The sequence below is a fragment of the Allomuricauda sp. CAU 1633 genome (assembly GCF_017313225.1).
In the GTDB taxonomy this organism is placed as follows: Bacteria; Bacteroidota; Bacteroidia; order Flavobacteriales; family Flavobacteriaceae; genus Flagellimonas.
Genome location: NZ_JAFLNE010000009.1, coordinates 1 through 25,227 on the forward strand (window position 1 = coordinate 1; position 25,227 = coordinate 25,227).

22 protein-coding genes are annotated in these 25,227 nt (G+C 35.3%); 5 read left to right on the plus strand and 17 right to left on the minus strand.

The window, feature by feature from the left end:
* Nucleotides 1–179: 179 nt before the first annotated feature.
* From J0X14_RS17180 to J0X14_RS17235, 12 genes are all read right to left on the minus strand, one after another.
* Nucleotides 180–599: a restriction endonuclease gene (locus J0X14_RS17180; protein ID WP_207099057.1), complete on the minus strand. Its 420-nt coding sequence runs from the start codon at nucleotides 597–599 to the stop codon at nucleotides 180–182.
* Nucleotides 589–1,026 (minus strand): winged helix-turn-helix domain-containing protein, encoded by a 438-nt coding sequence (locus tag J0X14_RS17185; RefSeq protein WP_207099058.1) that lies wholly within the window; start codon nucleotides 1,024–1,026, stop codon nucleotides 589–591. The genes J0X14_RS17180 and J0X14_RS17185 overlap by 11 nt, the downstream gene beginning before the upstream one ends.
* A 41-nt stretch (nucleotides 1,027–1,067) precedes the next feature.
* A complete protein-coding gene (locus tag J0X14_RS17190; protein ID WP_207099059.1) occupies nucleotides 1,068–2,498 on the minus strand; it encodes a restriction endonuclease subunit S in 1,431 nt (476 codons plus the stop codon).
* Nucleotides 2,491–4,074 carry a hypothetical protein gene (locus J0X14_RS17195; protein WP_207099060.1) on the minus strand — a complete coding sequence of 528 codons (1,584 nt, stop codon included), beginning with the start codon at nucleotides 4,072–4,074 and terminating at the stop codon, nucleotides 2,491–2,493. Before J0X14_RS17195 ends, J0X14_RS17190 begins: the two co-directional genes overlap by 8 nt.
* Entirely contained in the window at nucleotides 4,071–6,230 is a 2,160-nt protein-coding gene (locus J0X14_RS17200; RefSeq protein WP_207099061.1) for a restriction endonuclease subunit M, read from the minus strand. The genes J0X14_RS17195 and J0X14_RS17200 overlap by 4 nt, the downstream gene beginning before the upstream one ends.
* 36 nt (nucleotides 6,231–6,266) lie before the next feature.
* Entirely contained in the window at nucleotides 6,267–6,599 is a 333-nt protein-coding gene (locus tag J0X14_RS17205) for a hypothetical protein (RefSeq protein WP_207099062.1), read from the minus strand.
* A gap of 40 nt (nucleotides 6,600–6,639) precedes the next feature.
* Entirely contained in the window at nucleotides 6,640–7,404 is a 765-nt protein-coding gene (locus tag J0X14_RS17210; protein WP_207099063.1) for a hypothetical protein, read from the minus strand.
* A complete protein-coding gene (locus tag J0X14_RS17215; RefSeq protein ID WP_207099064.1) occupies nucleotides 7,391–8,092 on the minus strand; it encodes a hypothetical protein in 702 nt (233 codons plus the stop codon). The genes J0X14_RS17210 and J0X14_RS17215 overlap by 14 nt, the downstream gene beginning before the upstream one ends.
* Before the next feature lie 25 nt (nucleotides 8,093–8,117).
* Nucleotides 8,118–8,534, minus strand: coding sequence for a hypothetical protein (locus J0X14_RS17220; RefSeq protein WP_207099065.1), 417 nt, complete (start codon nucleotides 8,532–8,534; stop codon nucleotides 8,118–8,120).
* Between the two features lie 818 nt (nucleotides 8,535–9,352).
* Nucleotides 9,353–9,988 carry a hypothetical protein gene (locus tag J0X14_RS17225; RefSeq protein ID WP_207099066.1) on the minus strand — a complete coding sequence of 212 codons (636 nt, stop codon included), beginning with the start codon at nucleotides 9,986–9,988 and terminating at the stop codon, nucleotides 9,353–9,355.
* A 207-nt stretch (nucleotides 9,989–10,195) separates the two neighbouring features.
* Nucleotides 10,196–11,314, minus strand: a complete 1,119-nt coding sequence (locus tag J0X14_RS17230) for a phospholipase D family protein (RefSeq protein WP_207099067.1) — start codon at nucleotides 11,312–11,314, stop codon at nucleotides 10,196–10,198.
* Between the two features lie 174 nt (nucleotides 11,315–11,488).
* The gene (locus tag J0X14_RS17235) at nucleotides 11,489–12,481 is read right to left on the minus strand and encodes a hypothetical protein (protein ID WP_207099068.1); all 993 of its coding nucleotides are present in this window, start codon (nucleotides 12,479–12,481) and stop codon (nucleotides 11,489–11,491) included.
* A gap of 210 nt (nucleotides 12,482–12,691) precedes the next feature.
* Between J0X14_RS17235 and J0X14_RS17240 the strand changes: the two genes are divergently transcribed.
* On the plus strand, nucleotides 12,692–13,036 hold the full coding sequence (locus tag J0X14_RS17240; protein ID WP_207099069.1) for a helix-turn-helix domain-containing protein: 345 nt from the start codon (nucleotides 12,692–12,694) through the stop codon (nucleotides 13,034–13,036).
* Here J0X14_RS17240 and J0X14_RS17245 read toward each other — a convergent pair whose 3' ends face one another.
* Together J0X14_RS17245 and J0X14_RS17250 are read right to left on the minus strand one after the other, a co-directional pair.
* Nucleotides 13,037–13,870, minus strand: coding sequence for a hypothetical protein (locus J0X14_RS17245; RefSeq protein WP_207099070.1), 834 nt, complete (start codon nucleotides 13,868–13,870; stop codon nucleotides 13,037–13,039).
* Nucleotides 13,871–13,875: 5 nt separating this feature from the next.
* Complete coding sequence (locus J0X14_RS17250) at nucleotides 13,876–15,132, minus strand: tyrosine-type recombinase/integrase (RefSeq protein WP_207099071.1); 1,257 nt, start codon at nucleotides 15,130–15,132, stop codon at nucleotides 13,876–13,878.
* A gap of 433 nt (nucleotides 15,133–15,565) precedes the next feature.
* Here J0X14_RS17250 and J0X14_RS17255 point away from each other — a divergent pair, with 433 nt between their 5' ends.
* The 3 genes from J0X14_RS17255 to J0X14_RS17265 all read left to right on the plus strand — a co-directional run bounded on the left by J0X14_RS17255 (nucleotide 15,566) and on the right by J0X14_RS17265 (nucleotide 20,533).
* On the plus strand, nucleotides 15,566–17,503 hold the full coding sequence (locus J0X14_RS17255) for a glycoside hydrolase family 28 protein (RefSeq protein WP_207099072.1): 1,938 nt from the start codon (nucleotides 15,566–15,568) through the stop codon (nucleotides 17,501–17,503).
* A gap of 98 nt (nucleotides 17,504–17,601) precedes the next feature.
* Nucleotides 17,602–19,125 carry a DUF1080 domain-containing protein gene (locus J0X14_RS17260; RefSeq protein WP_207099073.1) on the plus strand — a complete coding sequence of 508 codons (1,524 nt, stop codon included), beginning with the start codon at nucleotides 17,602–17,604 and terminating at the stop codon, nucleotides 19,123–19,125.
* Between the two features lie 103 nt (nucleotides 19,126–19,228).
* Nucleotides 19,229–20,533 carry a rhamnogalacturonan acetylesterase gene (locus J0X14_RS17265; protein ID WP_207099074.1) on the plus strand — a complete coding sequence of 435 codons (1,305 nt, stop codon included), beginning with the start codon at nucleotides 19,229–19,231 and terminating at the stop codon, nucleotides 20,531–20,533.
* Between the two features lie 23 nt (nucleotides 20,534–20,556).
* On the opposite strand, the gene J0X14_RS17270 is transcribed toward J0X14_RS17265, so the two are convergent.
* Genes J0X14_RS17270 through J0X14_RS17280 form a run of 3 tightly spaced genes read right to left on the minus strand, consistent with a single transcriptional unit; the run spans nucleotide 20,557 to nucleotide 23,496 of the window.
* Nucleotides 20,557–21,339 (minus strand): rhamnogalacturonan acetylesterase, encoded by a 783-nt coding sequence (locus J0X14_RS17270; RefSeq protein ID WP_242528077.1) that lies wholly within the window; start codon nucleotides 21,337–21,339, stop codon nucleotides 20,557–20,559.
* Nucleotides 21,326–22,456, minus strand: coding sequence for a pectinesterase family protein (locus J0X14_RS17275; RefSeq protein ID WP_207099075.1), 1,131 nt, complete (start codon nucleotides 22,454–22,456; stop codon nucleotides 21,326–21,328). Before J0X14_RS17275 ends, J0X14_RS17270 begins: the two co-directional genes overlap by 14 nt.
* Nucleotides 22,453–23,496 (minus strand): Gfo/Idh/MocA family oxidoreductase, encoded by a 1,044-nt coding sequence (locus J0X14_RS17280; protein ID WP_207099076.1) that lies wholly within the window; start codon nucleotides 23,494–23,496, stop codon nucleotides 22,453–22,455. Before J0X14_RS17280 ends, J0X14_RS17275 begins: the two co-directional genes overlap by 4 nt.
* Before the next feature lie 390 nt (nucleotides 23,497–23,886).
* Here J0X14_RS17280 and J0X14_RS17285 point away from each other — a divergent pair, with 390 nt between their 5' ends.
* The gene (locus J0X14_RS17285) at nucleotides 23,887–25,188 is read left to right on the plus strand and encodes a glycoside hydrolase family 105 protein (RefSeq protein ID WP_207099077.1); all 1,302 of its coding nucleotides are present in this window, start codon (nucleotides 23,887–23,889) and stop codon (nucleotides 25,186–25,188) included.
* Nucleotides 25,189–25,227: the final 39 nt, after the last annotated feature.

The window sequence follows — 25,227 nt, forward strand, 5'->3', positions numbered from 1 at the left end:
CGTTCTCTTTAAGTGCCCGAATGATCTGGCTCTCGGTAAACTTGCTTTTTTTCATGTGACAGTTAAAATTTAAAGTTAGAAAATTCTAATTTTAAGCTGTCCTATTTTTAGGGAAGGCTACATAAAGGTTTGATTTTTGTTTGCGACAATTGTTTTGAAATTTAGCAAGACTAGAAGGACTATTTGAAGTTGTCAAAAAAGTCAGGGAGTACATCGTAAATTGTCTTTGGTTTTAGTCCTAGTTGGTATTTTTCAAAAAGGTCGACCAACTTTTCGCCATCGATTAACTCAATAGGAGGAACACCGTCTCTTTTAGCTTCATTTTTAGATTCATTGGTAAATCTACCAGTAGTGATAAAAATTCCTTTATCCGCTCGGCCTTGCATTGTACCTCTAAAATCTCTTATATAGCCTGGGGATATTGTGTCTTTAAATCTTTTGCATTGAAAAATGATTGTGAAACTTACAACATCATTTAATCTTAGAATGCCAGAGCCGTCAACGCCATGGTCATTACTTCCTCCAGTAATTTTTACACTTTCAATACCGATTTCAGTTAATAATCTTTTACATATAAGTTCAAATCCATTAGGGCTCATGGATTTTTAGGATGTTCAATACTGCAGTTTGATGAGATTCATCTAATACTTCATCTTCTTCAAAATCGTTATCCTTAGTTTTTTCTTTTACTTTTTTATTTTCACTAAGTGTTTTCTGAACTTTCTTAAATAACCTATAAACTTTTTCGTCGTTTAAGTTAGATTCGAACCCTTTTTCAGTGAGTTTCCAAATGCCCCTTTTTGAAGAATCAATTAGCTCTGCTTTTACTAAATATAATCTTGCGAATTGAATTGTATTTCTAACTTTTGGGGCTCCTGATTTTAATTTAATATCAAGTTCTTGTTCTGGAATCCCCATTTTTTCTATAACCCCATCAATTATTTCTGATGTAGGTCCAGCTCCACCACTTTCCTTTAAAACTTCAATCAATGGAATCCAATATTTTAAAAATCTAGGTCCTCTCATTATTTACACTCAATCCTTCGAGATTATTATCTGTTTTAAAATTACCCCAAAATCCTTTCCTCAATTTTTAGCTTCGCTTCTTTTATTTCGTTTTTTGCTTCTAATTCCAACTGGTTTGCTCTGTTTCTTAACTCAAAAATATGTTCAGTTATCTCATTTTGTTTTTCCAATGGTGGCAAAGGGATTAAAATATTTCTTAGTGCTTCCTTTGTTATTCCTGTCACAGTAGCACCGGTAATATATCTCTTTAATAAAATTTGACCGACACTCGAAAATAGGTACGAAACCAAAAAGTGTGGACTTATAATACCTTTCTCAGGTCTTATTAAAAAGACATGTTCATTAATGTTCTGTTTTGTAAATTTTTTAGAGTCTATAATTCCAACTTTACCTGTAGTTGCACCATCTTTAACCAAAATAATATCGTTCAATTTCGTTTCAGTTGATTTTATTTTTTCGTGATATTCAATTGGGATATATTTAGGCTTACCAAATCCAACCTGACATTTATCATTTACGTGCTCACCACCAATACTAAAAACACCAGAATTAATTTGACCAACGCCACCTTTAGGTCTACTTCCACTTTCTACAAATGAAGTCACAGCTTTTATTTTTGAAGGTTTATATTTTCCCTCTAAGACTGATTTTGTTATTTCACGAAAATAGATTTGTGAAAATTCACCATCTAACCTATCTCCAAATATCTCACTCCATTTGACTTGAAAAACTCTATTAGATAAAGAATCATCTCTTGTTGGAATATTAATACCCAATTGTTCCAGTAAATAGCTGTCAATGCTTTTCCTAAGTGATTTTGCTTCTTGCTCTTTTTTCTGTTTTTCCTCAAAAGCCATGCTATAAATTGAAACAATTTTTTCCTGTTCATTTTTTTCTGGAAGTGGCATTTTTACCTTGCGTATATCTTCTAAATGCAAATCAGGGACTCCTGCACCTTTTATAACTCTTTCATACTGAATATATGCCAGATTAGAATTTAAAAATATTTCTAAATACTTTGGATTTATTCCATTATTTGGTCTTAAGAGAGCTAAACTGACAAAGATTTGAAATCTTTCAGTTGTAGAAACTACTGAAGCAAGGCCAAAAGTCGCGCCAATTTTAGTTAGAAGAATATCATTGATTTTAGGTTTGCATCTTCTATCTAACTTATCTGCTTCTTCTTCAGAGATAAATTTGGAATTAGTTAAGTCCATAGTAGATTTCCTCACGTCTTTTACACTTATAAACTTAACTCCTTTGTTAGTGTATTTTGGTGTAAAATGTGTCCCGTCACTAATTAATTCTGTGACTTCTGATAAATGTACCACAGGAAGTTGCGAAGATTCAATTTTAGCAATATTATTTAGATATTTGCTCGTGTAAAATTTTGGCTCAAACCTATTTTCAATTTGCGAGCGATTAATTAAAAACGCTTTATCAGAATCAATATTTTTACTAAGGCTATACATTGTCAGGTGCTATTTTAAATTTATAGGTGTCAACTAAAACAGCTTTGATGTGTTTTGTAATTTCCTCTTTTAAGGTTATATGAGCATCTTTTTCGTATGTAAAATAAAAGTCAAGTTTATAATCAGAATTTGGTTCATCTGCTTTTGCTTCCTTGGCGATAATTACGGGAATTTTTAATGCTCGCGCCCAACCCATCTCATATGTTACGTTAGGATTATTGTCAGTTATGTTAGCGATAAAAATGTGGCAAGATTGTATTTTTTCAAAAATGTCATTTACTATGTTTAGAGTTTCTCCTTCATATGTCATAATAGGATGTAAAGAAATGTTTATACCATATTTTTTCTTAATTTCTTGTACAACACCCTTATAAACTTCATTATGAGATTTTACAATTGCTTCAGAAAAATAGGGCATAGCCACAAAAACCTTAATTTCTTGTTCTTTTATTTTATTGAAAATTCTAATGATACTTTCAGCTTGTGTTTCTTTAGCTTCAAATAAGTGATTGTTAATTATCCAATGATAAAATAAAGTGAAGGTGGTCTTGTCACTAAAAGTCTTGTAATAAAGAAAGGCAATTAAAATTTCGACATTCTTGTTTTTTGATAAATTTTCATCATCTCGATATATTGAGTTTACAGCTTGTAACGATTCAAAAACATTCTCTATTAAATCTTGATTTTTCTGAGCCCTACCTTTCTTAAAAAGCGTGTAGAGTTTAAATATGTTTAAAGAAATAGACCACTTATTATTACTTACAAGATGTTTTATGGTTTGAAAATCTTCTGGGTTTATTCTTAATCCAAGATTTCTTGCATTAATCCCTACATTTTTATTCTCATTAGAGAATATTTTTTCTATTTCCTTGTCATCAAAATAATCTTTTGCTCCAAGAATATTGTTGAGATTTTGCTCTAATGTCAGAGGAATAGACTTTGAATTAATATTGTAAAAAACAACCCTTTCAAACTTTTTATAGTCAGTATCGGAAACTTTTTCCATTTTACCAGACTCTGGATTAAATTTTTCTTCGAAAGTCTCTTCAAAAAGAACAATACAGAAAGGAATATTCATAGTCTCTATTCGGTCAGAGTTTATTTCTTCTGCCGCAGTTAATCTATGATTTCCATCGATTCGATGAAGAGGATGTTTATTATTTTTCACCAATTCTTCAAGCTCTGCATCGTCAAAGTCTATTTCTATAACAGTAATCTCATTAGTCTCATTAACGTCAAAGTTTTTCTGCTCAAATTGTGAAGAACGAACCTTTAATTTGTCAATATTGGAATTAAAATCTTTTCCTCTTTCAATGAGTTGAATAGGTGTTGCATCAATTTTTGCTCCTTTAGCAGTTAGGTCTTGCCTCAATTTTAAACTTAAAATAACTTCAGGGAAAAATAAATACGTTTCCTCTGTCAGAAAATTAGAAACAACTCCTTTCTGTTTTTCTATTAATTCTCGTTGATAGTTGGGATTGGCTTTTGATATTTTTGCTAACTCCTTAATTCTGGCAAATCCTCGGATACAAATTTGATTACTCAATGACCTGTCTAATATTCCTCTTATTATCATACTGGATTGCTTTCTATATGGTTAATAAAGTTGGTAAGTTCCTTTCCAATCCAATTAAGTTCATTTACTTGTGTAGCTTTTCCAGTTGCATCATAACCAATATCTTCAGCAATCGCCATAAAAATCGAGTAGTCAGGTAATTTAGCTCTAGATTTTTCTAAATATGCGTCTTGAAGCTCTTCCTTAAATAGGTTTATTTTTTCAGAATATTTAGAGTTTATGGAACTTCGCCATTCTTTATATTCTTCCGTCTTTTTAAACTCTGAAAAAGGCATTGTAAAATGTAGCCCTTTCATTTCCTTGAGTTCTTTTTTCTTTTCTGAATCCCATTTCGAAATGGTTTCATAAAACTCATATTCAGATTTAAGCTGTGTTTGAATTCTTAGCTTTATCGATTGAATTTTCTCTGTTGTGGATAGAGAATGCTTTTTTAGAAAAATGACCGAGCTTTTCACACCAGCACCAGTTGCACTGAATGTGGTTGATGGCATACTTACAACTGCAACAATTCTATACCATTCCTCGATTGCATCTCGAACATATTGCATACTGCTATTTGTTAATATGCCGTCAGGAACAACCATTGCTAAATATCCTCCAGGTCGCAAGAATTTGTAACATTGCTCAATAAAAAGAACTTCAGTACTTTGATTGTTTCTAGTAGTAATATTTGTATTTCCCTTGAGGTCTAGCCAATCAGGTTGTTTTTTACCTAAAAAGTAATTTTTCAAATAACTTTTTTCAGATTTTTTTATACTACTTCCAAATGGTGGATTTGTTATTATAAAATCAAAATGATTGTATTTGAATCCTCTGTTCGTAGTTAATCTTGCAATTTCTTCTTCGTTCAGAAGTCCATCAGATGTAATTACATTCGTATGACCATCATCGTGAATAATCATATTCATTTTTGCAGCTCGACTAATTTGTTCATTTATTTCAATGCCAAATAGATTATTCTCTGCAAAGTCATGCCAATATTTAAAATGCCTTTTGCTATGAATTACGTCCGTTTTATATCTTGGGTATAATTCATCTGCTTGCTTTCTAACTTTATTTAAAGCATAAAGCAAGAATCCACCACTTCCACACGAGGTGTCTAATACATAGGAATCATTTTTTATGGGTAAAACATTTACTGAAAAATCTACGACAGGTCTAGGTGTAAAGTATTGACCAAAATTTCCTCTAAAGAATGAATCCATAAAGGTTTCAAATGCTCTGCCTTTACTGTCTAAATCGGTCTCTCCAAGGTTTATATCTTGTAAGTATCCAACAATGGTTCTGACTTTTTCAGGTGACAAACGAATATTGTCCCTAAATACTTCTTTATCTTTTTTTCTTCCTTCTTCATATAAAGCAGTAACTCTTCTATATAATGCTTCGTTGGTTTTGCGTGTAGAATCTCTTTCATCTTTTCCCTCAACTTGAATTATTTGAAAATCATATGGTTCTCCAGTCTGTCTGTCTTTTCTTTCATCCCAGATTTTACAGAAAATTAATTTATCCAATTCGTCAAATGCCTCAGATGGGTTTAAATGACCACCTGCCCAAAGGGCATCGTGTGCTTGTTTGAAACGTCTTGTTAATTCCTCTTGAGATATTTCAGTAAGGTCAAAGAATTTTTGTTTTCCCGATTCAATCGGCATTTCATCCGCTTCAAATACAAACTTATAATTCGCTAAAGTTTTAACGCCGAATTGTGGTATGTCAGATTCAGGTTCTCGTGTTAGTTTTTTCTTGTTTACTTTGAAGTATTCATTTCTATTGCCTTTGGTAACCCAAACATATTTTACATCATTTGGCAAAGCGTATGCATAGCTATAAGCTTGTTCAATCGCTTGATTAAATTCTTGCTCACTTATATCAGGTTTTTTGCACTCTATTAGTATGTGTGGTTCGGTAAGTTTATCATCATTATAAACAACAAGGTCAGCTTCTTTTGTTTCACTTCCCATTTTAACTGGGACATAGTTTGTAATTCTTTCAACAGGATAGTTATATCGTAAGACAAGTGTACAAAAAGTCTCTGCCTGAACTCGCTCTTCAGGGTTTATAAAATTCCTTTTTTTGTTTTGGTGGACATAAATAACAAACTTTTTATCTGCATCAAATTTTATAAGTCCTTTTTGAATACCTCGTTCTAGTATGTTCATCGTCAATGTTTATCCTATATATCAACTTCTTACAAGTTAATTAATTAACTCATAAGCTTGTGTAATCAATTTTTTAAAGTCTCCGGGAATAGATTCATTTTGAAATTCTTCAATGCTCATATCATTACCAATTAAGAATTGAACTTGGTTTTTCGTATCAAACACACATGTAACTATACATAGGTTACCTTGTTTTGAAATATGAGTGGCAACTTTTCCATCAGTGGGAATTTCCACATTGATTTCAAATTTTTGACAATTCTCTTTTATTTTATCCAATTCAATGGTTTGATATAGCCCATTAATTATTTCTCCATCAATTTCGTATCCAATCGTTTTTCCTGATTCTTCTTTAATTCCAATTGTCATTAGTTATTCTATTTATGTTAATTAATATTCAGATTTAATTCTAGTTAATTGAATTACCCTCTATTCTAGTATCAATTTGATTAATGAGCTTCTCCAATGAACTTTGGATATTCCCAGATTCACTTTTTTTGAGCATCAACTCAGATTTTTGCTTCAATTCACTGTAATCTGAATCTGGATATAGCTCAAGCAATTGGGCAAAATAGTTGTCAATGCCTTCAGCAAATAGGGCCTTGCCTTCATTGCTGAAAGCATCTTCATGGTCTATCAAGTCCACATAGATAAGGTAATTCCGTATAAGTGTTTTCACATTTGACTCTACTTTGTTCGTAACCCTCCGTGAATTAGGGTCATCGGCATTTTCAATGATGTAATCGTTGCCTAATTTGAAATATTTGAGTTGGAGTCCTAATCCAAAATGCCATACTGCTAAAAACTCCTTTTCGTAAGGATATTGGTCTTTTCTGTCGGTGGCACTATAGATGTCGCTCATTTCCTGCCACTGTTTGAAAAATTTTTCAGCAATTTGGTTCTTATACTTTAAACCTAATTCCTGATCATCAAGAACGACATTAAAATTTTGCTGGTCAGTTAACTTTTCTACAATGGGTCTGGTCTGAGGATTATCAAACGTTGGAAGTTTTTCATCTTCATCATAATTGTAATTTAACTCCAATACAACTTCCTTATAATCGTTTTCATCCCAGTATCTTTTTTCGAGCGGAAATTGATGTTTTTCCTTTGTTTTACAGTTGGTAAGTGCAATACATGCTATGGTCAAAAGGATAAATTTAATTCTCGACATCAAACTGGATTTTTGGTTTTTGGTAATTGGTTAGTAAATCTAATAAACTGTCAATTTCTTTCTCATATTTTTTTTGTTCACCTAGCACATAGCTGTGAAATGTATTGTAATCGTATTCCTTTTGATACTTTCTTTCATCCAATTCAGCTTGTCTGATGATTTCTTCAATGCGCTTTTTATCAAAACTAGGAAGCTCTGATATTTTTTTCTTGGCCTTTCTAGAAAACAACTCGGCTATTTTAATGTGATACTTTTCATGGGTCAATAACTCTTTGCTATTCGTGTTTTGATTGTAAACAAACGAGCGAGAGGGATAAAACAATGATTGAACGGTTACGGAATTGTTTTCGATTTTACTATCTATTGCTACGACTACATAAGCGAATTGTTCATTGCCATATAAGGATTTCTTAAAGAACTCCAAACCTCTAAAGTTTTCAAATGTGATTTGGTCAAATTTGTCAAAAGTCAATGGCTTTTCATAATTCAAATAATTGGTGTGACTTAGAATTGCGAACCCTGTAACTAGCACTAAGAAAACAGCGAGACTATACTTTACAACTTTCAGAAATTTCTTTAATGGCTTTCTATTACCTTTTTTTCGTTCGCTCAGAACAATTCCCAGTTGATAGAATACTGGTGAAAAGTATAAGAATAGAATCAATATGACTATGAGGTTCTCACTCATTTACCTTTGAAGAAATTCAATTCCACTAATTTTTTGATTTTCTGTTTCTATTTTCCTTTTTAATTCGTTTTGCTTTTTGTCGCTCTGTTTCAATGACAAAAGTTATAGGTAGTGAAAACTTAGGGTCTTCTTCCCTTGGCTTAAAATTTTCAGGTACTATCTCGGGAGTGTTTTGAAGTATTCGGATGGCTTCCTTTTCAAATAATGGATGTGGCCCTCTAGCTTTAACGTTAACGATTTCACCTTCCTTGTTTATGGTAAAAATGGTCAACACTAAAACTTTATCACCGCCTTTATATCCAAGTGATTTTGTAATGCTATCAAAGTTTGAGCTTTTGGATTCCTCTGATACCTTTTGCTTTAGAATTTCTTTATTTATCTGGGCATCTACCTCAAATGAAATGAGAATAACAAAAAGCACCAATAATTTTTTAATATGCATGAATAACCGATTAATGTGAAATGAATATATTCATTTTGGTACTGCAGCTGAATACAATTTGGATAAATGTAGGAATTTTCTAGTCGAAAGACCTTTGATGACAAGAAATGATTTTAAAGCCCATTTAAAGAGTTTTCTATGTCCCGATGCGGAACTGTCCCAACCATTGGCGATTTAGCTCCAAAACCATTCCATTTTCCCCTCAGAGAGATTACCAATCCTTTTTTGGTTGTCCCGAACTTTATTCTAGTCCCTTAACATTGCAAAATGACTCACTAATTATTTTTCCTTTCAAAACCTCCCCCCGAAAAAAGAAGGGGAGTATTGAAAGGGAAAATAATCCACAAAACCGTTCACGGTTTTGTGTCCTTTCAGGCTCCAATTAAATCTTCTTGATTTTATCCCAAATATGAGGATGCTATTTTAGAAAGTTAAAAATGAACAAAGCCCGCCCAAAGTAACACGGGCTCCCGTATTGCGTTTTCGCAACCTTTTTTTTGATAAATCACAGAATATCAATACTTTATGAAAAAATGTTAATATTTGATTTTTGGCTTTGGTCAAATCTCTGGGAACCCTTGATTTTACTGGGGTTCGCAGAGATAATTTTGCAACTGTCAGCGAATCAATAAGTTACATCTAATCAATTGAAAATCAAATAGATATTAAATACCTGAAAAACAATATGTTAGAATTTTTTGAGTTTGAGAATTTTAAAGAGAAAGTTCTTAATTTGATTAATAATATTACTTTTTTAAATGATTTCGGTCCTCAATGAATTATAACTTTATTTGTGTAGGATATGTTTATTAAACAGTTCAATTTCCAAAAATAGTCCATGAAATATTTTCTTCTTCAGTGACCATGGATTTATCTATTTTTTCAATAATTGATTTTCTGTGTGCTGCACCACACATAAAAATTCCTGAATTGAAATGGTTTTTTTTACAGTATGAATTGATATTCTGAATCATAGGATTTTCATAGGCTTCAATATCAGCCCTAATTATTTTATCCATCTCATCATTATTTAAAATCCTGCTTTCCAACTCTCGCATTTCTTCTTGAAGATTTATGCATTCCAAGCTGTTAAGAAATTCAAATCCATTTTCAGCTGCTAAGTAATTAAAATTGTCAATTAATTTTTGTAGTTCTCTGTTTTTACAAACAAGATTGACTTTTTTGTGAAAAGCTTCAGATAGCCCATTTACGCATACAGGTACATATTGAAAGGTAGAATGATAATGATAATTTTGAATTGCGGATATTTCCAATTTCTCATGAAATACCCCAAAGTTTGAAAATATCCAGTGTTCATAGTCTGAATAAGTTTCGTCAATTGCCTCCAAAAAAATTACTTCAGGGTTTAATTTATCGATTATCTTAAATAACTCTTTGGTGTTGCATTTTCCAATTTCTTTATGTATCGTACTAATGAAAGTGATATGATTCATAATTTACAAGAGCTAATTTATTGACAAATTATATAAGTTATTACTAAAAAGACATCAATCCTGTATCAATTTCGAACGGTTTCGGTTATGAGTTGTTGCGTGGTTTAACACTAATAATCCAAGTGCGCACCAAAATGAAAATCCGCAAGGATTTTCAGAAGTACTTTGGAATAAGGAATTATTTATTGCTAATGCAGACATCCAGTTTTATTTGGTTGTTTCTTGAATTCCAAGTATGTATAAATAATAATCTAATACTGACAAATTCTCTATTCCGGTCTCCTTACAAATATCTTTTAAGACCTTTGTTGTAATCTTGTATTTTTCACCTTTGGACAAACCTCTAGGAAGTTGAATACCAAACTTTTTAAGAGCCAAAGTTGTTTTATTGTTTTTTACGTAGTATCCTGAAGGATTGTGTATTATTAAAATTTTTGAAATTAGTCCTTCATTAATTCCTCGAATTTTGTATTTTCCTTCTAATGCCAAATTATATCGGAGGGCAATATCAATGCTTTCATCGCAAAGCATTATTAGAAGCTTTCGAAATTTTTTGATTTCTCTCTTTATTGTTGGTTTTGGAAGAGCAATTAAATGTCCCAAAGCCCATATTTGGAAAAACTCATCAATATCGATTTTCTCAAAGTTTGGATAATCAATTGATTTTCGCAACTTATTTATTGACTCTTTTCGGTCGACAACAATTGATTCGTATTCTTTACTTTGCTTGTATGATTTTAGAACTTTTAAAAATTCTCTTCGCTCAACAAAATTAACAGCATCCTCTTTTTCGAGCTGGTTCTTTTCCTTACTGGCAGTTTTCTCATCAGCTTTTTTTCGCCTTAATCTTTCATTGTATTCTACTTGATACTTTGAAAGAAATTGTAAAGTCAAAGGTTTTGCTAAATCATATGTTTTGTCAAACCATTCTTTTAAATCTCTGCAACTCTTATTTTCTGTTGTCATTATAGATAATTCCACATTGGAGTTAAGTCCACCATTTGTACAGTTCGCAGAACCTATAACTGCGGTCAATTCTGTTTTGTTTTTCGAAAGATAAAGTTTGGGGTGAAAATACTGTGTATTAGTATAAATTCGGACGTTAAAATTAGAAGTAAATTGTAGTTTATATAATTTTTTTAAGGCTTTTGGGTCGGTTGGTAAATCAATACCAATCAGAAAGTTTTTTATGCATCCTTTTTTAAGGCTTTCCAAGACCAAATTTAATCCGCTGTTATTTAACAAAGCTACAGCTACCCAAATTTCGTCAGCTTTTTTAAATTCAGACTTAATTATGGATGAAAGTTTGGTTATTACTCTAGTCATTTATCTTGATTGTCTATGTAGTTTGTTTTTCAAGCTTAATGCCAAAGCTGTCCACTTTGAGCAGTTGGGTGGATTTGAACAAAACTTTGCAAGTGCGCACGTAACTGAAAATCCTCGCGGATTTTCAGAAGTAGGAGAGAACAGGTAATTACTTATAGCAATTGTTGTATACATTTATTTTTCTAATGCTTTCATTTTGTAATAAGCACATTTTTCATTTGTTGCTACTTCTTTTATTAGATATTTTGCATATTCCTCTAATTCATCCGAATTTTGATTAACTATTTTAGTAAAATCATCAAAAAAAGAATCTTTATGAACTTTATTTAAAGTTTCAATTAAAGCGAATGAATTCAACATCATTTTATCTTTATATTCTTCGGATATCTCTGGTTTTCTGATGTGAGATATGTAGTCAACAATGTTTTCTTGAATAATTATAAACCTCACAGCTATATGAGGATGAGATTTCTCTTTGTAATAAATTTCTTTTTTTGCACTAAAATTGAAAAATTTAAAAATTCCGATTGCAGAGGACGCTAATGAAATTAAATCACAAAGAAATTCGTCTGTCCTATATTTCTCCTCGAATTTAAGCCATACTTGATGAATATCTTGAGTAAGCTTCATAGAAGCAAATATGTCTGAGTCAACCTCGAAAATGTGACTTTCGATTTCAAAATTTTTAGGTTCCTCAATAGATTCGTTTATATGTTTTTCTGATTCGCCATTATTCTGGATTAAATGACCTATTTCGTGATTCATAAGGAAAATTATTGCAGAATGGTACATAAACTCCATTACCGAAGTTCCTTTTTCAATTAAAATTTGGTTAATTGCTTGTATAGATTCACCAAAAACTTCGTTCATAGTTTTTTCATTATCCAGTAAAGTGCTCTTTAGTTTGTGAATTGTTCCAATATTAATACTTGTCAAAGTGTTTTCTCCTTTTATGTAAGCAGAAGCATTAATATTTGTATTGTTTTTGAAAAAGAAAAAATTTGGTTCAATATTATATAAATCAGAATTGTTTTCTATTAGTTTTTTGTAGTACAAGAATATTTTGTTGCAGTGAATTTCTAATGGTGTTTCAGAGTAGTCAAAAATGTCACCATTATCAATCAACTTTCTTTCAGTTATTTCAGCAATTTCTTCTCTGTAACTCATTTTTAAGGAAATTGTATACAACGTGTTTATATGGATGTAAAATACATCTATATGATCCCAAAATAGGAATAAAATCGATGTGCATGATTGTTTTTCAATTATAACTATTTGTTCATCATCATTTTACGGATTTCCGTAAAATCGCATAAAATCCGTAAAGGAAGCGTAAACGGTTGTTGGTAATTGCCCCTGTCTTAGAAACACAAAGGGATGGAAGGAAAACCAACGTTTGAACAGTTACCGATTGCCGTTGCGCATTTAATGAAAGAAATACGAGAAATCAAACAAATGCTCTTTGAGCTGAACACTGGTTCCTCCAACCGCCATGCCTCGGAATGGATGACCCTTGACGAACTACTTGACTACGACCCCGAAAAAAGGAAGAAATCCACTTGGTACAAAATGGTCTCCGAAAGCAGGGTGCCACACCATAAAAAGGGAAAACGCCTTTTGTTTCTAAAAACAGAAATTGACGAATGGCTATTGGAAGGAAAGGTGAACACCTTGGAAGAATGCTTGGACTCGGCCAATGATTACCTTAAAAAGAAAGCCTGATTACAGGGAATCGAAGTATTGTGGCTTCTTCTGTTTTTTGAAATTGTCAAATCTATCTTCCCTGAACTGGTAAAAGGCACCTGTATATAGTTCAAAGAGACTTTGTGGAACCGTATGGCTTGGGTGCAGTTCAGAAAACAACGACCTAAAAGCCCAGATGATGTTCCCTTTTGAGGTATGTACTTTTAAAATCGGTTCAGTGATTTGTGGAACTTCAAAGCCGTTGGAAAAATAATGGTGAACCCAATCCACCAATCTTTCATATTCATCCTCGCTCAGAATATCCCTGTGCTTTCTTGGGTCAACTCGCTCCATGAACCCAAATATCCTATGGATATGGTTCATTAGACTATCTTCTTCCTTATCTCTAGATTCCTCAACATCTTCTATTTTTAAATACAGGGATTGAAGGTCTTCATGCATCGGGGTTTTTGTTAGGTCAATACCAACATCCTCGAAAACCTGATAGAAGTTCTCCAATAGGAAATCATAATGGCCATCTGGGTTTTCCTCAGAAATCATTTTTTGTTTCTGCCAGAGGTGCAGTTCCTTTTTGGTCTTGGAAATGCCACGTTTTATTTCATCGAACCTCAAGGAATAGTCAACAGGGGTGAAGGGCAGAAGATAGTCAATGTAAATTTTCATTGTCCTTTGTCCTATGGCTGACAAGTAACCAATATGCTTGGGAAGGTGGATGTCACCATTGCCCTTTGAATATAGCAACCGTTCCTTTTTCCATTTTTTAAAGATGGCATCCAGTTTATAGGGAGCCTTTTCCTTGAAGGATTCCAGATTTACTATGGAATCCTCTATAACAATCGTATTGTTTTCCATAAAGTCTATCCGAAGTTCATTATCTGGTCAGCAAATTCCTTTTTGGTATTGTCGTCAAATCCTGCAAAATATGCCTTTGTGGTGTCCATACTGGAATGCCCAAGACTTTCCTGAACGAATTCCATAGAACCCCCTTTACGGATGACTGAGGTTGCAAAACTGTGCCTTGCCCAATAAGTGGATATGATGGGCAGGTCGTTGTCCTTGCATATCTTCTTGATATGCTGGTTGATAAACCTTGTGAAGTTCTTAATTTTGTTGTGTCTCTTGACAGGGTCATCGTACCCCTCTAGGACTGGAAAGACCAAGGCATCGGGAGCAATGGACTTGCCCCTATGTTTGCTGATGATGTCCTTTGCGAAACTGTTTAGGTAAACGGTTATCTTTTTCAGGTTCCCTTTTGAGGTGGATATGGTCTTTGCTCTGTAAAAAGAAATTTTATCATCCTCAATGTCCCTGTTCTTCAAAAGTAGGATGTCCTTGATGTTGATACCGTTACAGGCAAATGAAAAGAACCAGAAATCCTTGGCCTTTTCCTCTTGCGGTGATTTGGGTCTTGCTTCAAAGAGCTGTTTCAACTGCTCCTTGGTCAATGCCTTCTTTTTATTGGAAACCTTTGGGACAAGATATTTTCCTTTTCCAAAGGGGAAATAGCCCGGTTCGATTTCCTTTTCCGCAATGGCCTTGTTGAATATGGTTTTCAGTGTCCTGACATAGATGCTTACCGTTGTCAGGCTCTTGCCCTGATCTACCATAAAATGTTCATACTTGCTCAACCAGTTCCCGTTTACATCAAAGAGACTGAGTTCTTCGATTTTCTTTTTTTCCGATTCGCAGAACTTTTCAAAGGATTTCAGGGCAAGGCCGTAATTGTTAGAGGTGTTTATCTTGTCCATGGAACGCAATTCGTCCATTCGCTCCTCGTATAGATAGCTGACATTGGTGCCATCCCTTCTTTTTCTGAAAAGCTTCTTTTCGAAAAGTTCAAAGTCAAACGGTTCCAGTTCATTTGCAACCGACCAAGCATTCTGTTCGATGGCCTGTAATAACTGTCTGGCCTGCTTGTACTTTGTCCTTGGCCGAACGGTTTCCCAGATACAGGAAAATTCCTCTTCGGAGAACTCAAAACGGGTAGGGTAGAGCTTCTGTTTTCGTGGTGTGCTGGTAAAGACCCTCAACTTGACGGGAAATTTGCCATTTTTTTTCTTTCTTCTTTTATCAAGGACCATCGAAATGCTATTGTCCACCGATACTTTTGACATTTATAGGGATTTAAAAATTTGCATACAATTTGCATACAGCGTATGCAAATAAAGGTAAAAAAGGTGATAATAAAAACAAACAACAAAATTATATTTAATTGTATATCAGGTATATACGAGCTATATCGTAATATCGGAAAGTTACATGATTACGCTTTGGGAGCAGGAGGTCGCAGGTTCGAATCCTGCCACCCCGACTTGAAAATCTAGAAGACTGGTAATTTTTTAATTATCGGTCTTTTTTTGTTTAAAGCTACCTGACATATACCACTTCACATTATAAGTTTATGATTCACTATTTAATATTTGTGTAATCGATTACGCAAGCCTATCTTTATACATTAGTATACAATCGGTAGGGCAAAATAAAATTGAAACAAAGGCTATGCTTTTTGTCGATTTAGTTTTCTCTTCCTATAAAACCCATTCCATTATGTGCAATAAAAGGCATAGTGCCATAGACCGGAAATTCATTTTACTCTATTTTATCGTGATCGGAATTTTGACCGGATGCCAAGAAAAAAAATCCGTCCCTTCTGAAACAAAAAGCAAATTGGTGCAGGATTTGGAGTCCGTTTTCTATTCAGAATATTTTATGTCAATACCAGAAACTATTTATAACGCTTCGGACTATGGAGCCGTAGGGGATAGTATTACTCTAAATACAGTTGCCATTCAAAAAACCATTGATGCTGCGCACGAAGCAGGTGGCGGAAAAGTGGTTTTTAAGCCAGGGATATATCTTTCGGGTGCCTTATTTATGAAATCAAATGTTGAACTGCATTTGGAAAAAGGGGTGACCATTAAAGCAATTCAAGATGATAGCCATTATCCTGAAGTACCTTCCCGAATTGCTGGCTTTGAAATGGACTGGCCAGCAGCCCTTATCAATGTTTATGAGCAAAAGAATGTAAGTATTTCAGGAGAAGGTATTATTGATGGAAATGGGAAATATTGGTGGGATAAATTTTGGGGAGACCCCATTGGAAGCGGGGAAATGTGGAAAGAATACAAAGAGAAAAATATTCGGTGGGCCCTTGATTACGATTGCAAACGGGTAAGGCCCGTTGTGGTTTATAAATCATCCCATGTGCAACTAAAGGACTTTACCGTTAATCGTGCTGGTTTTTGGACCATTTCCTTGACCTATTCTGACTGGGTACATGTAGATGGTCTCATCATCAGAAACAATATTGGGGGCATTGGCCCAAGTTCTGATGGTATAAATTCCGACTCATCATCCAATATCTTGGTTGAAAACTGTGATATTGATTGCAATGATGACAATTTATGTATTAAAGCTGGGAGAGATGCTGATGGTCTGCGGGTGAACAGACCAGCCAAAAACATTGTATACAGAAACTGTATTACCCGAGCTGGACATGGGCTTTTTACTATTGGAAGCGAAACTTCCGGAGGCATGTACAATATAGAGGTCTATGGCTTGGAAGGCATTGGAACAAATACAGGAATTCGTTTTAAATCGGCACAAGTAAGAGGTGGTGTCATTGATAATATTTGGTTTCACGATATTAAAATGAAAGATGTCAAGAGCCCATTTCAATTTGAACTTAATTGGTATCCAGAGTATAGTTATCCCGTTATCCCTGATGAAATTCCTGAAGATGAAATAAAAGATACATGGAGGATGATGACCCAAAAAGTAATACCTCCCGAGCGGGGCATTCCAGAATTTAAAAACATCACACTTACTAATATCGATGTAAAAGGGGCGGAAACCGCGATTTATGCCAATGCATATCCTCAAAAACCCATACATAATTTAAAATGGGAAAATGTTTCTATAGAAGCGAAAAATGGTGGTGCCATTGCCTATGCTGAAGATTGGGACTTGGAGAATGTAAGCGTCAATATAAAGAGCAAGCAATTGATAAGTATTAAGGGGAGTAACAATATCGCACTGCCGGATTCCCTGTTAAATGTGATTGATGTTGAAAACACGAGCACTGTAGATGAAATACAAAAAATGGTAGAAGGCTTGTTAGCTAAACAGAAGGAAGTGACCATCTTTCCGGTAAATCCGCTTACTAAGAAAGTGCTTTTCGAGAAAGATACTACCAAATTTTCAGAAGAAATGGCTGTGTATATTTTCCCTGAAAGGACTTCGGAAATTGAATATATTGAACCATTGGGAGATGGTTTTTACGTAACCCCGGTCAACATACAATTTGATGACCAAAAAAATAGCATTACCGTAAACGGTGAAAAAAGGCACAAGTGGTATTTTAGGGTTAAAATGGAATCAGCTCCGAAAGAAGTAACTGGTGCGGATTCATGGAGCTACAACAAACAAGAAGCCTATTTGGAAATACATAAAGAAGCAGCTAAGGGCACACTAACTATTAAATGAGCATTGGCCGGACCAATAAATGAACTTCTTAAAACGGCACGGACGAGTATTTAAGTAGGTATCCCACAAGAGAATCTTTCAACTAAAAAATAAAAAAGATGAAGTTTACATCAGGAAAGAATAAAGGATTATTGCTCATATTCATCTTGTTCATGGGCAATTTGGGATTTTCACAAGAATTGGCCCTGCCAAAAAACATTACGCTTTCGGCCATAAAGGGACAGGTAAGCAAACCAGATACCATCAATTATGGAAAGAAGGTTAGCAAAACATCATTGGGAGGCAGTGAATCAAGCTATTTTTCTGTAATAGGACAAAAATCGAACAAGGAAGTGCTCATGGTTCAGTTTAATCCTCCAGCCGATTTTATTGGAATAGCCAAAGCAAGTTTAGTTATAAATAATGAAACTGAAATTTCGCTAGCCGGACTTTCCACCAAGGGTTTGGAGGGTGAAAATGAAGCCCCCTTGGCCACAATATTTGATGCTTTGGGGTACACAACAAATGTGGGTTGGGAAACGCTGGCGAACCATTTAAGAAGAGAAAGAGAGGGCGAGGAGTTGCCGCCAAGCATGTTTCAAAAAGCGGGTGATGGCAAGGTGGAATTGATTCCAATAGCAAGGTATTCCCCTGATTTTCCATTGCAATTTGGGTATTTTGTCAATAACCAATATGGACCAAAAAGATATCAAGCTGGAATATTGGCAACAGCCAATGGGTTTCCTGAACATCAAATACTTTTCCCCGAGGTAGCTGATGGGAAAACAAGTTTCGACCCGGGAGAAGAAACGTTTGGTGTTTACGTTGTAAGCCCAAGCCATGCAGTTTATTCGGAGGATATCTGGAATATTCTATATCATCCAAATAATGCAAACCATGCCATGAGAATATACCCTGCCAAAACCAAAGAGGGGGTATTAAAAAACACCTATATCGTATGCATGGAAGAGGCAGCCAATGGCGACTACAATGATTATGTTTTTCTTCTAAAAAACGTGAAACCTGTGTCTAACGAAGCCATGTATGAAAGCCTATTTAATGGCAAAGACTTCACAAATTGGTACAAATGGTTTGAAAGTACCGGAAAGCACCAAGACCCCAACAATATTTTTTCGGTAGAAAACGGTATCATTCATGATACAGGGGAAGAGCTGGGATACATTATGACCGAGAAAGCCTTTGCAAACTATCATTTTTCACTTGAATTCAAGTGGGGCGAAAAGAGATGGCCGCCCCGCGAAAATAACAAAAGAGACAGCGGCATCTGTTATAATGTGCCAGAGGACGAAACCGATAAGATTTGGCCTCAATCTGTGGAATGTCAGATTCAGGAAGGTGATGTAGGTGATTTTTGGATGCTTGGCTATAGCACTATTCAGGTGGATGGAAAACAAAACACACCCGAAAAATGGTCAAATGTTGTAAAGAGCAAAGACGCTGAAAAACCTAATGGTGAATGGAATACCGTGGAAGTAATTTCATTTAACGGTAAGTGCGTGCATATTGTAAATGGGGTAGTGGTGAATTATGGTGAAAATTCAAGTTTGATTGGTGGCAAAATATTACTGCAATCAGAGTATGCCGAAATATATTACCGGAACATAAAAATCAGGAATCTTTAAACCCCATGAAAATAACTGGGAGGTTATTGGGTTTTGACCTTTTACTTAAGTTTCAAATCCTTCAACTTTTTTCTTTAAAGATATTTTGGTTAAAAATTCATTTATGACAGATTTTTGTAAACACTTTTCAGTACTTTTTTTATCTGGTTTTTTAGGTGTAACTGCTCAAAACAATCCATTAAACAAAGCATTTTTCTTTGGAAAAAAAGCAGAAAACACAAATGCTATTTCAATAAGAAATCCAATTACATTTAATGGGAATTTAGGGTATGGGTTCGATTATGAATCAGGAAAGGATGTGGCATTCAAAAGAGATTATATCACAAGTAAATCATCGATTTATTTTTCTATTCAATTACCCGAAGGCAATTATAAAGTCAATGTTGTTTTGGGAGGAAAAAAATGTGCAAACACTACGATAAAAGCTGAATCGAGGCGGTTAATGCTTCAGGAGGTTGAGTCAAATAAGGAGGATGAACTACACTATTCTTTTGTAGTGAATGTTCGTTCACCCCAAATTAATGAAGAACGTGCCATAGCTATAAAAGATAGGGATAAAGGCCAATTAAATTGGGATGATAAATTAACCCTTGAATTTTCAGGAATACCAGCTATTAAGAGTATTGAAATAACACCGGCCAACGGCATAAAAACCATTTTTCTAGCGGGTGATTCCACGGTTACAGACCAAGATGTGGAACCTTGGGCATCTTGGGGACAATTCTTCACCAATTATCTGAATGATGACATTGTGGTAGCCAACTTTGCCGAATCGGGATCATCATTACCCGCATTTAAAAATGTTTTAAGACTGGAAAAGATCATGACCACCATGAAGTCTGGAGATTACCTTTTTGTGGAATTTGGACATAATGATGAAAAAATTAAAGGAGAAGGCAATGGTGCATGGGGACTTTACACCGACTTACTTGCGGAATATGTCGATACGTTTAGAGACAAAGGAGGTAAGGTTGTACTATTAACGCCAACTGAAAGACGCCATTTTGATAGTGATGGCAATCTAAAGCATACACATGGCGATTTCCCAGATGCTATGCGCGAAGTGGCTAGCCGTTTAAAAGTGCCCTTGATAGATTTAACAGTAATGACGCGTTCTATGTACGAAAATTGGGGTGTTACTGATTCCAAAAAAGCGTTGGTACACTATCCTGAAAACACCTTTCCCGGACAAGATAAAAAACTGGAAGATGATACCCATTTCAACAGTTTTGGAGCCAATGAAATAGCGAAATGTGTAGTGCAGGGCATAAAAGATTTAGATTTAGAACTTGTGAAGTTTTTAAAACCAAACATTCCTACTTATAATCCCCAAAAACCAGATAATTTTAGTGATTGGACCTTACCCATGAGCACCCGTTTTGAAGTGGAAAAACCCGATGGAAATTAAACAATTTAGAAAGCCTTAATCGTTTACTTTACATAAGCATCAAATCCTTCAACTTTTTCCTTCAAGGATTGAATGGCCAACTTACTTATTTCGGTAGCGCCGAGGACCGATAAATGCGTGTCATCTTCTTTCCCATCAGGATAATATGGAATTTCGTTGGGTTGATAGTGCAGATGCAATTTTTTAGAGCCTTCAAATCCGTAAGATTCTTCCAGTTGCTCTGTTAAATATTGCAAATCTACCAAAGGAACGTCTAGTTCTTGAGCTACCAAACGTGTTTCCAAAGGGTATAAACCATGTGTATCCACCAATGTACTATCGGCATTAAATCGCCTTCTAACAATTGAGGTGAACAAAACTGGGGTTGCTCCCTTTTCCCTGGTGTCATTTACAAAACGCATCAAATTATAGCGATAGGCAGTATGTGGGTTGGTATATCGCGTTGGATCTTTATATTTCTGGTCGTTATGCCCAAATTGGATAAACACAAAATCTCCTTCCTTTAGTTGGTTATAAATAGAGTCCCACCGTTTTTCTGTAATAAAACTCCGCGAGCTACGTCCGTTAACCGCATGATTCTCAACAACTGCTCTATCGTTTAAGAATGTAGGCAATAATTGGCACCATCCACGTTCTGGGTTTTCTTCGGGATTGCGTTTATCGGCCATGGTGGAATCTCCGATGGTATAAATTGAAACTTGTTGCGGTGGCTGTTCTGTCTCGGTCTCTGTTTCTTTGCTTTCTTCTTTACATGATTGAAATTGAAATACTAAAATCAATATAAAAAGTACTCTATAATTTCTCATACCATTCTTTTTTTGAAGTCTCTTGATATTCACCCAAAATATTCTTTATCGTATATTTTTCAGCTTGTTGTTTTGTCAATTGATGTGCCCAACCCACCCTTTCTTTGGGCTTAAAGCCTTCGCCCATATTTTCAAATTCTGCATAGAACGTATTCTTCTCAGCCTCTAGGTTGGACCAATTATGCCAACCTACAGGGCGAATATGTTCGCCCATATTACAATGGACAAACACAGTTTTGGCATACATACGCCATGGCCTACCTAAATATACTTCCGATACATTATCATCTGCCGTAAGGTTACAATCAATAAAAACATAACCAAATTCAACACCCTGTGGCGTAGAAGCAGCTGTTACGTAGGAGTCTGATTTGCTATTGATCACACAATCTTGGAACAGTACCGTAGCTTCTCCAAAAATAAAATCGGTAGTTCCTTCTATAAAGCAATTTTTGAAATACTGTTTAAAATCCTCCCCGGAGGTATAAAGAGTATCTTGAAAGCCGTAAAATTTACAATTTTCAAAATAAGCTCTGTTTGCATTTACGGAAAGGGCCACGGCTTGACCAACAGGGCCTGATGCATTTTTAATGGTAAGGTTTTTAGCTATAAAATCGTTTCCCTCAACAAGCACGGTAGCCGTGTGGAACGTACTATTTCTACCGAGATTGATTTTATCAAAATAATCGTCAAATGTAATGATGGTATTTTCCACACTTTCTCCAATCAAGGATACCTTAGTATTCCAGGAATATACATGAACCTTTTCTTTGTAAATCCCATTTTTGATTTTGATGATTACACGTTGATATGGAAATGACTTTGAGGCATAAATAGCATCTTGAATACTGACAAAGTCTCCACTGCCATCTTGAGCAACGACTACGTTGTATTCGTCTTGTGGGTTTTTGGTTTTTTTTGACTTGATTTTTGATTCCCATTCAGAGGACTTTTCCGGCCTAATTAAAAATGCCGATTCTTCAATTTCTTCGGCCTTCGCCGTTTTGGACCAGGAGTTCTCATTATCAGGTATAATAGATTTCCAAGTTGTATCTAAAACCTTGGCATGAAGATTAATGGTGGCTACGGTAATGGTTATAAACAAATAAATTTTCATAAATCGATAACTCTTTTGGTTTTGTTGCTTTCCAATGCTACTTCAATAATTTTAATGACTTGTGCCGCCTCAGTCGCCGAAACGGGTACAGGCTTATCATTTCTTATGGCTTCAAAAACACCATCATAAAAAGCCATATAATTTCCTCTCTCTGTAGGAATCAGCTCTTTTTTTGATTTTCCATTTTCCAAAATATGCAATAATCCCATTTCAGATTCAGGTTCTACTCCCCAATTGGCAGTGTCTGGTTTTACTTCTTTCTGAAGCTCCGCTTCTTGAATATCTGCCTTGGATTTTATAAACGAACCATTAGTTCCATGAACAATATATGCGGGCAATGGCTCCAGTACAAAATAGCTGGATTTTAAGGTTGCATAATGGGAAGGGTAATACAATTTGACATCAAAATAATCGGTAACTTTTGAGGTTTCTCTAAAGGTGTTTACACTGGCAAAAACGCTTAGGGGCATTCCAAACAAATGCAACGCTTGGTCTATGATATGGGAGCCCAAATCATATAAAATGCCTACGCCAGGCGCAGGTATTTCTTTATGGATTTTATAGCTCAATTCAGGGGCAAATCGGTCATAATGCATTTCAACTTCAACAATGTTCCCTAGACTGTCCTCATCAATAATTTTTTTTACAGTTTTAAAGTCACTATCCCATCGTCTATTCTGATATACGGAAAGCTTAACCCCGTGCTTCTCTGCCAATGAAATTAACGCTTCAGCTTCTTTGAAAGATGCTGTAAAGGGTTTTTCAACGACTACGTGCTTCTTGGCTTCAATGATTTGTCTTGTGTACTCGTAATGTGTGCTGTTTGGGGTATTTACCACAACCAATTCAACAGCCTCATCACTAAGAAGCTCTTCCAAGGTCCTATACGTTTTTACATCTGGATATTTTTCTTGGGCCAGATTTTTGGTACGCTCTAGAACACCGTATAAACTGAAATTTGGATTGACATCAACAAACGGTGCATGGAATACTTGTCCACTCATTCCAAATGAACATAAAGCGGTATTTATAGGTTTCATATAATAATATTACAGCACAAATTAATCAATATTGGTCTAGCACATTTCGTATCACTCTCTGCAAGGAATCATAACGTTCATATTTTTTCTGCATCCGGAAATCCCACCACTCATCAAACCTGCTTTATTGTCAAAGGCCGATCAGGGTATCATATTTTAAAATATGCCCCAGATTGATAATGAGGAAGTTTATGTTATAAAACTTCAAAATCAATTGACTGGAAATCAAGCACGGACAATATTGAAAAAAAACGCAAGACAGTAGGACTTGGTGCATAATTTTAATATTTTGCGTAATCGATTACACATTTGACCTGAAATCTAAACTAAACAAATTTTCAACCACAGCAAAGTAACACAAACATAAAGATTTAACTAAATTCAACATCAATGAAACACATAAATAGTATAGCGATCATACTGCTTTACGCGTTGTCCGTCTCTGGGATTATGGCTCAAGGGCCATCACGAGCTAATCAGGAAGGGCCAAATCCGCTGATAGAAACCATTAAAACCGATTTGGACCGGGTATTCGATTTCCTGAATGCCAACACGCCTACCAAACTGGTGGATAGAGAGAGTGGAGAGGAGGTTGCCAACTATAAAAATATTGATAAAAACACCACGTTCCAGAGAGGTCGTTTTGGCCTATATTCATATGAGTGGGGCGTTACGTATTCAGGAATGCTCAAAGTTGCTGAGGATACCGGTGACAAACGCTATGCGGACTATGTAAACGAGCGATTCAACTTTGTGGGCGATATACACCCTTATTTTGTTAAGCTTAATGATGATAGCCGGTCTGCCACGCTTCGGGGGTTAATAAAGCCCATCTGGTTGGATGATTGTGGCTCTATACAGGCTGCTTTTGTAAAAGGTGTACTGGCGAACCCTGATTTGGAATCAAAACTTCGCCCAATAATTGATATCGCTTTCGACTTTACCATGAACAAGGAACACCGTTTGCACGATAGAACGTTGGCCCGTTTGCGCCCAACCAGAAATTCCGTGTGGGTTGATGACATGTATATGGGTATTCCCCCCATTGCCTATATGGGGAAATTGGTTGAAAGCGAAGACCCGGAAGTAGCTCAAAAATACTATGATGAAGCTGCGCTTCAAATTGAACTGTTTGCCAAACACCTTTGGATACCTGAGAAAAAACTATTCAGACATAGCTGGATTGAGCACATGACCTTTCACCCATCACTGTTCTGGGGACGTGCCAACGGATGGGCATTGCTTGCCATGAGTGATGTACTGGATGTTCTTCCCAAAGACCATTTTAAACGTCAGGAGATTAAAGACCTTCTTACTGCACAAATACAAGGATTTATGCCCCTACAAGGAGGTGATGGATTTTTCCATCAACTATTGGACCACAACGACTCCTATACAGAGACGAGTGTAACCGCTATGTTTGCTTATACTGTGGCCCATGGGATCAACGAAGGTTGGTTGGATATCCAGGCTTATGGTCCTTCCGCGATTGCAGCGTGGAAAGCGGTGGCAACACGTATAAATGAAGCTGGAGAAGTTGAAGGCACATGTGTAGGAACAGGTGTTGCTTACGAACCTGGTTTTTATTACAAGCGCCCTACAAATGTAAATGCCGCCCATGGTTATGGCCCAGTTTTTCTTGCAGGGAACGAGGTTATGAAAATGCTTAAGGATGCTCCTCGTTTTTATTAATCACAATTGACTTTTTCACACTAAAAATAGAATCGATAT

Coding starts and splice junctions, on each gene's coding strand:
- J0X14_RS17280 (WP_207099076.1), bottom strand. CDS start 23,496: ATGAAACCTATAAATACCGCTTTATGTTCATTTGGAATGAGTGGACAA.
- J0X14_RS17195 (WP_207099060.1), bottom strand. CDS start 4,074: ATGATAATAAGAGGAATATTAGACAGGTCATTGAGTAATCAAATTTGT.
- J0X14_RS17255 (WP_207099072.1), top strand. CDS start 15,566: ATGTGCAATAAAAGGCATAGTGCCATAGACCGGAAATTCATTTTACTC.
- J0X14_RS17245 (WP_207099070.1), bottom strand. CDS start 13,870: ATGGAAAACAATACGATTGTTATAGAGGATTCCATAGTAAATCTGGAA.
- J0X14_RS17265 (WP_207099074.1), top strand. CDS start 19,229: ATGACAGATTTTTGTAAACACTTTTCAGTACTTTTTTTATCTGGTTTT.
- J0X14_RS17200 (WP_207099061.1), bottom strand. CDS start 6,230: ATGAACATACTAGAACGAGGTATTCAAAAAGGACTTATAAAATTTGAT.
- J0X14_RS17275 (WP_207099075.1), bottom strand. CDS start 22,456: ATGAAAATTTATTTGTTTATAACCATTACCGTAGCCACCATTAATCTT.
- J0X14_RS17210 (WP_207099063.1), bottom strand. CDS start 7,404: ATGTCGAGAATTAAATTTATCCTTTTGACCATAGCATGTATTGCACTT.
- J0X14_RS17240 (WP_207099069.1), top strand. CDS start 12,692: ATGGAAGGAAAACCAACGTTTGAACAGTTACCGATTGCCGTTGCGCAT.
- J0X14_RS17205 (WP_207099062.1), bottom strand. CDS start 6,599: ATGACAATTGGAATTAAAGAAGAATCAGGAAAAACGATTGGATACGAA.
- J0X14_RS17190 (WP_207099059.1), bottom strand. CDS start 2,498: ATGTATAGCCTTAGTAAAAATATTGATTCTGATAAAGCGTTTTTAATT.
- J0X14_RS17230 (WP_207099067.1), bottom strand. CDS start 11,314: ATGACTAGAGTAATAACCAAACTTTCATCCATAATTAAGTCTGAATTT.
- J0X14_RS17215 (WP_207099064.1), bottom strand. CDS start 8,092: ATGAGTGAGAACCTCATAGTCATATTGATTCTATTCTTATACTTTTCA.
- J0X14_RS17180 (WP_207099057.1), bottom strand. CDS start 599: ATGAGCCCTAATGGATTTGAACTTATATGTAAAAGATTATTAACTGAA.
- J0X14_RS17270 (WP_242528077.1), bottom strand. CDS start 21,339: ATGAGAAATTATAGAGTACTTTTTATATTGATTTTAGTATTTCAATTT.
- J0X14_RS17185 (WP_207099058.1), bottom strand. CDS start 1,026: ATGAGAGGACCTAGATTTTTAAAATATTGGATTCCATTGATTGAAGTT.
- J0X14_RS17260 (WP_207099073.1), top strand. CDS start 17,602: ATGAAGTTTACATCAGGAAAGAATAAAGGATTATTGCTCATATTCATC.
- J0X14_RS17250 (WP_207099071.1), bottom strand. CDS start 15,132: ATGTCAAAAGTATCGGTGGACAATAGCATTTCGATGGTCCTTGATAAA.
- J0X14_RS17225 (WP_207099066.1), bottom strand. CDS start 9,988: ATGAATCATATCACTTTCATTAGTACGATACATAAAGAAATTGGAAAA.
- J0X14_RS17220 (WP_207099065.1), bottom strand. CDS start 8,534: ATGCATATTAAAAAATTATTGGTGCTTTTTGTTATTCTCATTTCATTT.
- J0X14_RS17285 (WP_207099077.1), top strand. CDS start 23,887: ATGAAACACATAAATAGTATAGCGATCATACTGCTTTACGCGTTGTCC.
- J0X14_RS17235 (WP_207099068.1), bottom strand. CDS start 12,481: ATGAGTTACAGAGAAGAAATTGCTGAAATAACTGAAAGAAAGTTGATT.